General features: G+C 48.2%; 10 protein-coding genes. 1 reads left to right on the forward strand and 9 read right to left on the reverse strand.

Annotated elements, in window-relative coordinates; translation table 11 throughout:
* Entirely contained in the window at positions 1-414 is a 414-nt protein-coding gene (gene ybeY / locus HUX74_RS08750) for an rRNA maturation RNase YbeY (protein WP_005826129.1), read from the forward strand.
* Positions 415-485: 71 nt separating this feature from the next.
* Here the strand turns inward: ybeY and HUX74_RS08755 are convergent, their stop codons facing one another.
* The 9 genes from HUX74_RS08755 to HUX74_RS08795 all read right to left on the reverse strand — a co-directional run bounded on the left by HUX74_RS08755 (position 486) and on the right by HUX74_RS08795 (position 13100).
* A complete protein-coding gene (locus tag HUX74_RS08755; protein WP_226791286.1) occupies positions 486-677 on the reverse strand; it encodes a hypothetical protein in 192 nt (63 codons plus the stop codon).
* Between the two features lie 63 nt (positions 678-740).
* The gene (locus HUX74_RS08760) at positions 741-1877 is read right to left on the reverse strand and encodes an aldose epimerase family protein (protein WP_174646511.1); all 1137 of its coding nucleotides are present in this window, start codon (positions 1875-1877) and stop codon (positions 741-743) included.
* 29 nt (positions 1878-1906) lie between these two features.
* Positions 1907-3937: a hypothetical protein gene (locus HUX74_RS08765; RefSeq protein ID WP_174646512.1), complete on the reverse strand. Its 2031-nt coding sequence runs from the start codon at positions 3935-3937 to the stop codon at positions 1907-1909.
* 33 nt (positions 3938-3970) lie between these two features.
* Positions 3971-6697: a glycoside hydrolase family 78 protein gene (locus tag HUX74_RS08770; protein WP_174646513.1), complete on the reverse strand. Its 2727-nt coding sequence runs from the start codon at positions 6695-6697 to the stop codon at positions 3971-3973.
* 5 nt (positions 6698-6702) lie between these two features.
* Positions 6703-7707 carry a family 43 glycosylhydrolase gene (locus HUX74_RS08775; protein ID WP_119961994.1) on the reverse strand — a complete coding sequence of 335 codons (1005 nt, stop codon included), beginning with the start codon at positions 7705-7707 and terminating at the stop codon, positions 6703-6705.
* A gap of 11 nt (positions 7708-7718) precedes the next feature.
* On the reverse strand, positions 7719-9782 hold the full coding sequence (locus HUX74_RS08780) for a glycoside hydrolase family 172 protein (protein WP_252195233.1): 2064 nt from the start codon (positions 9780-9782) through the stop codon (positions 7719-7721).
* Positions 9779-10741, reverse strand: a complete 963-nt coding sequence (locus HUX74_RS08785) for a glycoside hydrolase family 43 protein (RefSeq protein WP_174646514.1) — start codon at positions 10739-10741, stop codon at positions 9779-9781. The genes HUX74_RS08780 and HUX74_RS08785 overlap by 4 nt, the downstream gene beginning before the upstream one ends.
* Before the next feature lie 270 nt (positions 10742-11011).
* The gene (locus HUX74_RS08790) at positions 11012-12040 is read right to left on the reverse strand and encodes a glycoside hydrolase family 43 protein (protein WP_174646515.1); all 1029 of its coding nucleotides are present in this window, start codon (positions 12038-12040) and stop codon (positions 11012-11014) included.
* Positions 12041-12065: 25 nt separating this feature from the next.
* A complete protein-coding gene (locus HUX74_RS08795) occupies positions 12066-13100 on the reverse strand; it encodes a family 43 glycosylhydrolase (RefSeq protein WP_174646516.1) in 1035 nt (344 codons plus the stop codon).
* Positions 13101-13206: the final 106 nt, after the last annotated feature.

Consider the following 13206-nt stretch of genomic DNA (forward strand, 5'->3'; position numbering starts at 1 on the left):
ATGATTAGTTATCAGACAGACGGCGTTGAAATGCCCTCCATCAAGAAACGTGAAACAACGGAATGGATAAAATCCGTAGCCGCCACTTACGGAAAAAGAGTCGGTGAAATAGCCTATATCTTCTGCTCGGACGAGAAGATACTCGAAGTGAACCGCCAATATCTGCAACACGATTATTACACAGATATCATCACTTTCGACTACTGTGAAGGCAACCGCCTTAGCGGTGACCTCTTCATCAGCCTCGATACCGTACGCACCAATGCGGAACAGTTCGCCGATAACAACTACGAACGTGAACTGTACCGGGTCATCATCCACGGCATCCTCCACCTTTGCGGAATCAATGACAAAGGGCCGGGAGAACGGGAGATTATGGAGGAGGCGGAGAATAAGGCGCTGGCGATGCGGTAATTCCAAAGAATAAAAACTCTGTCTTGATAAAGTGCTGATTTTACCAAGACAGAGTATTTAAGAAAAACAAGTTACTTTGCCAACACAACGACAACTAACGGGTGATATTTGTCTGTTCCTGATTCGATGCGGGCATCCACACCATCTATAGTTACTCTAATAAGTTCAACACTGCCATAACCATCATTATACTTCCAATGGGAAATGATGGAATGTTCCTCTCCGTCACCAAAGATATAGGGACAAACAAACGTACGCCTCAATACTTCAGGCTTCTTGTCATATTTATATCCATCCCATAAAGGCAGGCTATGCCTGCCTTATATTTATTTCTTCACCGAGAAGCGATAAATGCAATGGCTGTCATACTTCTCTCTCGGCTTCAGCAATGCAGAAGGCCATTCCGGCTTGTTGGGCGTATCGGGATACTTTTGAGTCTCCAGACAGACAGAAGCACGATGACCGTACACAATACCTTTCTTTCCGGTCAGTGTGCCATCCAGGAAGTTACCGGCATAAATCTGAATGCCCGGTTCGTTGGTATAGACATCAAGCACAATACCCGTTGAGGGAGATTCGAGGGTGGCACACGGGCGGGTGACATCGCCCTTCGTATTGAGTACCCAGTTGTGGTCATAGCCCTTGCCGTTCTTCAACTGCTCAAAGTCATTGTCGATACGGGCGCCAACAGCAGTAGGAGTGCGGAAATCCATATCCGTACCTTCTACGGAAACAATCTCACCGGTAGTCATGAAGGTACTGTCCACGGGGGTATAAGCATCTGCATCAATAGTGAGCAGATAATCCGAATTGGACTTGGAGGGGTCACCGTCCAGGTTAAAGTAAGAATGGTTCGTCATATTGACAACAGTGGTACGGTCCGTTTCGGCACTGTAACGAATGTCGATGGCATCGTCATCTGTCAGCGAGAAAGTGACCTTGCAGGTCAGGTTACCCGGGAAGCCCTCCTCTCCGTCTTTCGACAGATAAGTCAACTCCAGAACCTGACTGCTCAACTGGCGGGCATCGAACACTTGATATTGGTATCCCTTGGGACCTCCATGCAGGCAATGACCGTAATTGTTGCGCGGCAGCTGATACTCTACCCCATCCACTGTAATCTTACCCTGGTTGATACGGTTGGCATAACGTCCGATGGTAGCGCCGAAATCCGAAGGGAACTTGATGTAGTCCTGAATGGAATCGAAGCCCAGCACCACATCACGCATAACGCCATCCTTGTCTGGCACCATCACTGATACAATACGTCCGCCGAAATTCGTAATACAAACTTCCATACCATTCTTATTCTTCAAAACAAACAAGTCTGTCTGCTTGCCATCCACTTCCGTACGGAAGTTGGCAGGTTCCAGTCCCGAAGCAGTCTTTTCGCTCGCCTGTTTGCCCGTGCAAGCCGATGCCAATAGCATCACGCTTGCCAACAAAGTCATCATCTTATTCATAAATACAATATTGGTTACTGTTTAGACTATCATTTTTTCAACAAGAACTGCTCCGCACGTCCCGGAGTGAACAACTCCCACAAAGAAGCAACCGTCCAGCCCGGAGCGAAGATATTGTTGTAATATCCCTTTCCGTTACGTCCGTAATCCCAATTGGTATGCTGCACCACTTCCGGGTAATAGCCTACTTTGGCAATGCCACACATGTGTCCTTCATACGGCAGTAACTGGCGCATGGAAGTGGATATCACCTCGGCAAAGTCAGAGAAGCGCGGCTCGTTGTACTCTTTGGAGAGCCAATGCAGCACATCGGCAAATTCGAAGATAAATACATCGATATGGTTATTCTCTACCGACACATTTCCCCAACCACGGGTTTTCAAGCCGATATCTCCCAGCATCTGACCTTCGGCAAAAGGAACATCCCAAGTATAATACCATGACAAGGCAAAATAAGCGGCTTTCTTTGCCAGACCGGCATAGTGTGCACGCTCTTCTCCTTTGGTAACCAAAGCCAGATAATAAGCAGCCGTAGCAGCATACAAGGAGGCTTCCTTGTCCTCGCAGTTAGCATCCAGCGTAGAAGAGAAATAATCGGCTTTGGATATCAGTTCCTTCTCCAGATAGTCTACCGTACGCTTGGCGCTTGCCAGATAACGCTTGTCTTTGAAATACTTGGACGCCATCACCAAAGGCAATGTTGCCGAAGGCGTGCTACCACCGCTGGCATCCACGATAGAGAAATCATCCTTGAACTTGCGCGGGAAGCTGCCGTCCTCGTTCTGCAACTTGAGGAAGCTGTCCAGCATGCCCTTGATGCGTTTCTCCCATTCGGGGTGTTTACGCTTCTGCTGTTTCTCGTAGTTCAGATAGTTCAGAATGGCATATACGCCTTCGGACTGACGGCGGATGCTATGTCTGGTTTCCTTGAAGCCGCGGTTATAGTGTACCACTTCGTTGAAAAAACCGGCAGGCGAAAAACCGTTCTGGAGATAAGTGTCAAAGATATGGTTGGCATTGTCCACCAGGTCTTGGCGGTTCTGCTGTTTGCCATACTCCAAAGCATTGAAAGCGTTCAGCAACGTACGTCCCACAAAGCCCACTTCGGCAACATCGGTATTGGCACAAGTAGCAGTCTCCAACTCTACACCGGAATAATAATGAGTGGAGGTATTGCTGACATAGCTTTCCACAAAGAAGTTGCTCATCACCTCCTTCATGCGGTCCACCGTGTAAGGTGTGTCAACCGGTTTCGGGCGGTTAGTGTCATAACAATACTCCCAGGTGCGCTGTACGCATTCCGAGAAATCGGCAGCATTCCTTTCGGACACCTCCCAAGTCATGGAGATGCTATCGCCCTTACGCAGCAACTGGAAAGCCTCAACGGCAGGAGCCAGCGTCAATTTGCGGATATATGTCTTCGGTGCTTCCTTATAGGGGAAACCGTATGCCAAGACAGTCACACCATCCACATTGCAGAAACCGGTATATCCGATGGAAGTCTCGCCGGACAAGATTACCTCTCCCTCCTTATGAGTGGTCAAAGCTTCCTTGTCGAACTTGTCAATACGGATAACCGACATGGACGTACCGCTTGCCGGATTGAAAGCTGCCGTCAGCGGAGTGCTCAAACGGTCCTCACGCACCAGCCAACTGTCCGATGTGTGGAAAGAAGGAGCTTCCTTCGGCGAACGCAGGTTGCGGCGATACCAGAAGCCCGGCATGTAGAACTGGCAGTCCGAATGCTTGTAACCGGTCTTTATCTGTTCCCCGTAGTTGAAATACACATTTTCCAGCGCCTTGAGTGTGACGGTAATGCGCTGTTTGCCATCCTTGTCCACCACCTGGCGGATGATGTCCAACGGCAACGTTTCCGAAGCCCGGCAGCTGTACATACCATCCTGCATCTTCTGCAAGGCCAGCGGATATTGCTTGGCATCATTCCCCGGCACTTTCAAGGAAATAGAAGCAGAGATGTCTTCCGGAGCAGCATTTGCCGCTCCGGCACCCGTAATGCCCACCAAAAGCATTACCCCCAAAAACAATCTTTTTAGTCTCATAGTTACATCTGTTTTATTGTTGTTAGAAAAATATCATTCAGACATGAATACATACTTGCCGGAGCCCAATTCGACTACCAGCTTACCGTCAGCCTCCTCCACGGAATGAATCCCCGCCTGACCGGCATCTACCTGTACATGGAAGTCAAGCGGCAGCTTGACCGTAGCGGTTGTATTGGCAGGAATCTCAACGTTCCACTCCAGCTTATTGCCATCACGTTTCCAGGAACTTCCTATTCTGCCATAAGGCGATACATGCGAAGCATTCACATAATTCAGTTTTTCCGGGAATACCGGTTCCATCAGAATCTGCTTGAACCCGACGGAAGCGGGAGTATTCTTTATGCCGGCAAGATCCTCATAGAACCATATCAGCAGATCTCCCAAAAGCATCACATGGTTTCTTGAATTCATCGCCGGATTTGCCGTGTCACCATTCCATAATTCCCAAATGGTGGTTGCACCCTTCTTAATCATGTAGCCCCATGAGGGATAAGTGTCATTGGTCACTATCTTATAGGCAAGTTCCAGTCCACCGTACTCGGTAAGTCCGCGCATCAGATGCTGGATGCCAAGCACACCGGCACTGACATGTCCCTTACAGTCTTTTTCCGTCTTCTCCACGACATTGGCAAATACTTTATCTTCATATCCGTCGGGAACCAGACCCAGTCTGAGGGAAAGCAGGTTCGCCGTCACCGTATTGTTGTCATACTGTGCAGTCCCGGGATTGAAGAATTTCTTGTTATAAGCGTCCTTGATTTTAATAGCAAGTGCGGCATACTCTTCGGCATCTGCCGGAAGTCCGTTCATTTGCGCGAACTTCTCCATCAGTTGCAGAATGCTGTAAAACACCGTTGTACTCAGCACTTCGCCGTTCGTCTTCCGGGCAGGGTCCTCCGAATGAATCAGCTCCGGCGACTCGGGAGGCATGCACCAATCCCCGTATTCATCCTTCACCAGAATATAGTCCTTCATTTTGGTCTCCGTCATGTGGTTTACCCAGCGCTTCATGGACGGATAGCGCTCTTTGATGGAGCTATCATCGCCAAACTGGCGGTAAAGCATGTCGGCTACGTAAAAATAGGCAGCCGGCCAAGTCACGTCATCATGGAAGATGGTCCAGTAACGGGGAGATACCACAGAGATACTTCCATTTTCATTCATGGACTCTTCTATATCCACCAGCCACTTCTTATACATCAAGGCATTGCCGAAAATGAAACTTTCACCATAGGCACCGGTAGTGCGGTCGCCCAGCCATCCAAGACGTTCATCACGCTGGGGGCAGTCGGTAGGCATACCGCGATAGTTTCCACGGATTCCCCAATAGGCATTCTTGTGAAGTCTGTTAATCAACTCCTCGGAAGTCTCGAACGTACCGTTCGTTGCCATTTCATCATACACCACCTTACCGGTGAAATCATCCGCTGCCGGTTCATAGTCCAAACCGGATATTTCCATAAAACGGAAACCATGGTAAACAAACAACGGTTCCCAAACAAACTCACCGTCAGCGGCAGGAGTATAAATATCCGTGACAAGGGCACTGCGCAGGTTGTCAAGATACAGTTCCGTACCATTGTCCTTCAGCACTTCGGCAAAACGCATAGTAATGGGCTTGTCCTTCTTGCCACGCAGTTTCACCTGCTGTATTCCTACCATATTCTGCCCCATATCCACGATATATCTTCCATCACCTACCGATTTAACGGATATTGGCTTTATCTCCTCCATCACCTTCAGACTCGGAGAGAGCTGTGCCACAAGTTTTCCTTTGGGAGCCTCCATCCGTTCGGCCAACTGCCATCCGGAATCATCATAGCCGCTTTCCGTCCATTTACCCAATTCCAAGCGGGCATCGTAATGTTCACCGTCAAATTCGTTGTTCGCAGTTATAGGACCGTGGTTCGTCGCTTTCCAGGAATCATCGCTGACTACCGACACCGTCTCACCATTGTCGTACTCTATATTCAACTGCGCCATGAGACGGGGCAAACCAAAACCTACCATCCCATTGGCGCGCATGGAAAGATAGCGGCCGTTGCCCAGAGCCACGCCTATCGCATTGGTACCGGACTTCAACAAGGGGGTGACATCATAAGTCAGGTAAGATACAGAAGCATCGTACCAGGTAGGCAAAGGACCGAATACATCATTTCCAATCCTCTCGCCATTCATATAGCATACGGAAGAGCCTACTCCCGAAACATAAAGGACTGCACGCTTCGGCTGTGACGGCAAATCAAACTCCTTCCGCAGATAACGTGCCGGAAGGATGGTCCGTTCACCGTCCAGTTTCAAGTTTGTACTGTCGTTCAGTCCAATCCAGCCGGCTTTCCAGTCCGAACTGTCCAGCAAGGACATTGACCAATGCCGGACATTGCTTTGCGCTTTGTCACCGGTATTTGTCCATACCGTGACACGCCAATAATATTTCTGTCCCGACTCCAAAGGCGCCCCTGCATATTTCACCAGCACCGACTGGTCGGACTCCACACGACCACTGTTCCATACCAGCCCGGCCCCGGTCTGCAAACTCTTTTCCGAATCTGCCACTTCAATCTGATAAGCAGTCTGCATCACATCCTGCTTGCCGGTTGCCAACTGCCATGAGAAACAGGGAGCAAACGAAGCTACTCCTTCGGGATTATCCCGCATTTCAACGGTAGGTTCCACTATTTCCAAGGCACCTCCATTCGATGTTTTACAGCCCATCATAAGCAAGGCCAACAAGGATACTAAAATAAAATTCTTCATACTCGTCAGAATTCAGGTTTCTCCGATTCTGTAGATGCAACGGAGCCTTCTACTGTCGGCCATCCGTCTTCCCAGCTAATCTTATCTAGCATCAATACGCGGCCTTCAGGATTCTTCGTGCTCACCGCATGATAGAAGAACCAGTCATTACCGGCATTGTCCGTCACAATCTCGGAGTTATGGCCGGTGCCCACAAAGGTATTGCTTTTCTGAATCAGCACTTCGTGCTTGTTGTCCATCATGCTACCGCCTTTCTTGTCGACGTAGGGGCCGAAAAGATTGTCCGAACGCCCTACAACGGTAGTGTAGGTACTGTTCAACCCCTCACAGCAACTTCCTATGGAAGCAAAGAAATAGTAATGTCCGTCTTTCTTATGGATATAAGTACCCTCGTAAGCGGTTCCCGCCACTTGCTGCGGTGTGGCACCTTCCTTCAAAGACAAGCCGTCATCGGACAGTTCAATCGCATAGATTCCACGGAAGCTGCCCCAGAAAAGATATTTCTTTCCTCCCTCCTCTATGTAGAAAGGGTCGATGGAATTCTGCACATTGATTTCATTGCTGCGGAACATCTTCCCGTGGTCCTTGAAAGGTCCCTCCGGTTTATCAGCAGTGGCACAACCGATGCCGCAATTCCACTCGCCTCCCCAAACGGACATGGAATAGTAGAGTACGTATTTATCACCTATCTTGTTGATGTCCGGTGCCCACAAACCGCCGTTCGGCTCAAAATCAGGTCGGGTACGGTCGGTAAAGGCAGTACCTACATATTCCCAATCCACCAGATTCCTGGAACGGTGAATCGGCAGATTACGTATGTCCTCGGTGGCATACAGATAGTAGTAGCCGTCACCGCCCTTTATCACAGAAGGGTCGGGCAAACTGTAGTTTATCACCGGATTGCGATAGACATTCTTCGGCTGTTCTTCCGGCTCGTTTTCTTTTGTCGCCGACGACGAAGAGCATGCCGTCAGGCAACATAATGCAAACATCAGAATTTGTTTCTTCATATTATCCTTAATTATTGTATTATTAAATAATCCATGCCCAACAATGAATTCGCAGAACGGCTATCAGCTTTTTTTTGTATAATCAGCAGTTCATTAGAGCCGTCTTGCAAAGTAACTGTCCCCAAATCCAATACATTCGTTGCCAGCCCGGTACTATACAGATTCAGGTTTTCTTTCAGTTTATGGTTGTTCAGGTACAAATCTATACAACCATAATCCGGTGCTACCGTAAAAGCTATTTTCAACCGATAATTGCCTCCCTTGTCGACTTTAAAGCCTAAGGAAGCTTTATCGCCTTCCTTTGCTTCAGCCCAAAAGAACTGGGCACCGTTACTCCAGTTCATGGCAGGTATACTTTGCGATCTTTCAATTCCTCCGGTCAGCCGAATATCCAAATATTCGCCTTCCACCTTCCTTCCGGCAACGGCTACATTGCTCACCAGATCATTCTTATGCTTTGCAATATCCGCAGATGCTTTAGCAGCTTCCGCCTTGCGGTTGGATTCTCCACCGGGCAGCATATACCAGAAAGTAGTAGGAGCATAGTTGATGACCGTACTGCCCCAATGCCATATCTCCATGTCAAACGTCAATGACTTGCTGAAAGGAATGGCATCCAAACCACGATAGCGCACATTGGAGACGTGCCCACACTGAGTGGAGCCTGTTCCATCCGGCTCGGCAATAAACGGATGGCTGAAAGCATTGTGCATGCACCAGGCATAACCGTAATAGTCTTCCGTACCGGTGCCGAAGTGCGAAGGAAATTCCTCACCGTTCACATACACTTTTTCATCACCTTCGCCCCACCAGTCGGCCAAGGAGTTGAACAAGGTTACCCCATCGCCCACATATACTCCTCTGCCGGTCAGTTTCACGAAATTTACTTCAAAGTGGTCGTCTGTCGTAGGCTTATCCGGATTTGTACGGGTATGCAGATGAGAGAACTCCGTCCACCCCGCACCGAAGTACATACTTCTTTCATCCCATTTCCAAGCCGAGGTGTATGCAGTCAGAGAAGCCTCAACCTCGTCCGTCCCCACATTCTGCAATGCAATCCTGCAATCTTTCTGATAGGGCATTACCCAAAAGCAAGAAAACAGTGAATCGGATGTTACTTCGGTATAAAAAGTCTGAAACGGAGAAAGACGGTTCCCGCTTCCGAAAAAGTCTCCTACCGGTACCCATACAGTTTCGTTTCCATCAAAAGAAATACGCAGAACCGTAGAACGCAATGCCTGGTCAAAGTCTCCGGCATGCAGCTTTACGTCCAGACGGCGAACAGCACCCGGACCGGAAAGGGTCATATCCTGCTCTTCACCGGCAGCCAGCACACTCCGAAGCATCGGTTCTTTCTGCAATCCTCCTATTTCCCTCCGGGATACAGTCAGTTTTCGTTGTACATCTGCCAGTAATTTCGCATTCTGCTTGATGTCCTCCTTAGAGAAAGTGGCTACAGACGTTCCTTCTGCATAAGTACGGTAATTGATGTTGTAATAGAAGCATTCTTCGGAAAACTCGCCGGGTTCCTTGATGGAAGGACTTTCATAGGTAATCTTGCAATGCTTGGCATAAGGTATGGGCAGATACAGATTATGTCCCCTCTGCTTATAGTCCGTCAGTTCCGATACAGAAGCCGAAAGAGGCGCATCTACCAGAGCATGTCCGCTCAATATGCCCAGAACCTCCCCTTCTATTTCGGGAACCTCCTGATTATCAAGATAAAAACGCAGGGTTCCTTTATCCGAATATGCGGCTACAGTCACCCAAAAGCGAGTGATAGCTCCCGGACCGTCCGTATCAACCAGAACAAACTCTCTCCGTCCGTCAATGGAATCAACGCGCAGAAACTGGCTTCGGTCACAATTGGCATACCAAGAGACACTATCTTTTTTGACAGACGCCCGGTCGTAACTACTGAACTGCCTGGTTTCATAATAAGGTTCAGGATACTTTGCCAATGCTTCACAATCCACCATTTCTTTCAATAAAGAAGCAGTAGAGATTGTTTCTGTCTTCTTTTGACAAGCACAGAGGCATGCTATCAGCATATAATAAAACAGTCCTTTTTTCATTTTGATGTCAGATTATCAGTTAATACCTGCGGACGGATAAGAGGGCCACCGATAGAAACCGTTCTCTGGTCGGAAATGGCAAAATCCTTGATGTACGAAGTACGCGGCTGTACCTTCGTGGAATCCCAGTGTGCATGGAAAATATATTTCCAACTGCCGTCTTTGCAACGGAAGGGCGCTCCGTGTCCGGTACCCATCAAACCGTCGGCACGTTGCAAAATCGGGTTTTCCTCGTATTTCTTCCACGGTCCCATAGGACTGTCTGAAGTTGCGTAGCCCACTCCGTAATTTTTGCTTTCAAAGTGATTGGCTGAATAAATCAGGTAATAAATGCCCTCTTTCTTCAAGACGGAAGGGCCTTCGGCCACCTTGGCAGGCTTGTCCTGCGAAAGTTCCCAAGGCTCTCCCACTTTAATGCACTCCGTCAACGTTTCCTGCTTGATGCCGGTCAAATCATCATTCATTTCTGCCACCCAAATGACATTGCCATCTGTGAAACGCACGAAATAAAGGTAAGGCGTGCCGTCATCGTCGATGAAGAGAGAAGTATCAATGCTCTTCTCATCCCATATAGGCTGCTTCACCTCCTGACGGAACGGGCCTTGGGGAGTATCTGCCGTTGCCACGCAAATATGCTCTTCGGTGGAGTAGAACAAGTAAAACTTTTTCTTCGACTCGATATAGTAGACTTCCGGAGCCCAGAATCCCCACGTACCGTAGGAGTCGGCGGCCGACAACGCCTGGCCTTCACGCGTCCAGTTCTTCAGGTCATCGGAAGAGAAGCAGGCAAAGCCCTCCCCTTCTACCGTACCTCCGGTGCCGTAAGCATAGTACTTGCCTTCGTAAAGCATCACGTAAGGGTCGGCAATCGGCAGATAGTCTGATTCTACAACCGTCTTCTCCTTGCATCCGGCAAAGAAAAAGCAAAACAATAGCAAAAAAATATAGCTCTTTTTCATGGTTACTTCTTTAAAGATTAATATTTATGATAATTCTTTACTTTTGATGGAACAGCCCATCACTTCCGTATACTGAATGCATTTCAGTCGTATACTGAAAGCAATTCAGTCGTATATTGAAATACATTCAGTATACGACTGAAATACCCCGGTGTTAACCACACAGATTATCAAGCAAATAACAATCCACTCTTTTATTTATATTTATCTACACAAATATAAGATGTAAACAACCATATTCCGTATATAATAGCCTTCTCGTGTTTGTGCTTAATACACTTGATAAGGGGTGATGATATTGTCGGTATCCACCGAAATCTTATAGATTCCGTCAGTTCCCTTCTCGCGTACCAGCGGCACTATACGCGCCTGCCGTGCATCCGGGTCATCGCCCTCACCCCACACGTGGTAGATGTAATAAAGCTTGCCATCTTTACCCTCAAAAATATCGCCATGCCCAGCCCCCTTCTCGCCTACAATATCACGGCGAATAATAGGATTGCCCGAGTATTTCGTCCAAGGTCCCATCGGTGAAGAAGCTGTGGCATAGCCGACAGCATAATCGGGGTCTTTATAATGATTTGCCGAATAGAAAAGGTAGTAAACGTTGTCCCATTTTACCACCGTAGGGCCTTCCATTATCCGACTGCTATCGTAGTTGTACATCCTCTCCCACGGTTCGGTTATCTCCATGCACTGATTTAAAGTAGCAGAGTTGATAGTCCCTGTTGTCATATCGAATTCTGCCACCCAGATGAAATTGCCGCCACCAAAACGCACATGATAGAGGTAATACTTACCATTGCTGTCTTTAAACAGAAAAGGGTCAATATTTCCTGCCGATGCATCTATCTCCACTGCTTTATCCTGGGTGAAGATACCCGTCACATCATCCGCCTGCGCTATTGCCACTTTCTCATTGGCTGTATACAAGAAATAATACTTGCCGTTATCCTTATACCATTGCGGTGCCCAGAAGCCCGTAGTACCGAACGTAGTACCCCATTCAGGTCCCAGGATAAAGCGGTAAATATCCTTCGTGCCCGTGGTCCACTCCTTCAAGTCATCGGACATCAGCATGGTGAATCCTCTTGACGACTGGTTACTGACTTGCGATGTACCCGACATGTAGTAAGTTCCATTGTCCAGAAAGATAGTCGGGTCAGCGTAAGCTATCTTCTGTGTCTTTGACGGGATGGTGCCGCCTCCCTCCTCACCTCCAGGCAACAGATTCTCCGTATCGGAACCTCCGCAGGAACAGAATGCAAACACGGCCGACACCAGCCATATATATCTCATTTTCATACCTATTATTGATTGTTTGTTACTGATTAATTGTAGGACAAACCGCTTTAACCGACGCCTGCCCGCCCTCTACATAAGGCCATCCATCTTTATCCCACATCACACGGTCCAGTAATACCACTCTGCCATCTTCGGGACGGTCTGTGCGGAAAGCGTGGTAAAGGGTCCATGTATCTCCTCCATCATCTTCCAGCAAGATGGAGTTATGACCCGGTCCCACGAATGCAGTGCTCTTTGAAATGACCGGTGTATAGGCATTTTCCATCATCGTTCCCCCGTCTTTGGCAAGATAGGGACCAGTCAGGTTCTTCGAGCGGCCTACCACCATAGTATAAGTGCTTTTTACTCCCTCGCAGCAAGAGCCGACGGAAGCGAAAAGATAATAATATCCGTTCTTCTTCCAGAGATTGACGGCTTCGAAGGCACTGCCTGCTATCCGTTGCTTGGTGCCAAGCTTTGGCGTAATCGTAACGTCGTCCGTCACATCCAGCTCCATCAGATAAAGTCCGAAGAAGCTACCCCACAACATATAGTATTTACCATTTTCCTCATACAGATATTGGTCTATGGAATTCTCTACATCCACGTCCTTACTACTGAATACCACACCTCGGGAGGTGAAAGGTCCTTCAGGATTGTCTGCTGTGGCATAGCCGATGGTGCTCACCCAATGCTGGCCCCACTTGGCAAGGGAATAAAGCAATAGGTATTTTCCATTGACGTATCTTATCTCCGGAGCCCAGAGCGAGGCTCCCTTCACATCCTTGGGACGAGTGGTATCCGTAAAAGCCGTCCCCCGTTGCTCCCATGTCACTAGGTCTTTAGAACGATAGATAGGCAGGTTGCGGATGTCCTCCGTACCATAGAGATAGAAATACCCGTCACCAGCACGCAGCACCGTAGGGTCTGGTACAGAGATGGGAATAACGGGATTATTGTACACTGTCACCAGCGTATCTCCTCCCACTTTGTCCTGTTCACCCTTACCTGAGGAACAAGCAGCCAGCAACAAGCAGGCAACAAGAAGTGCGTATTGGATGAATGTATGCCTCATTTTTTTAATTATTAGTATATACGAAATAAGGTTGACTATAATTTTATAACGCAAAAGAGGAGGAAGGTTAAAACCACCTCCCCTCTTGCCTTTCGCGTCAGCGTAT

The sequence above is a fragment of the Bacteroides sp. Marseille-P8574 genome, assembly GCF_902825465.1.
Lineage (GTDB): Bacteria > Bacteroidota > Bacteroidia > Bacteroidales > Bacteroidaceae > Bacteroides > Bacteroides uniformis.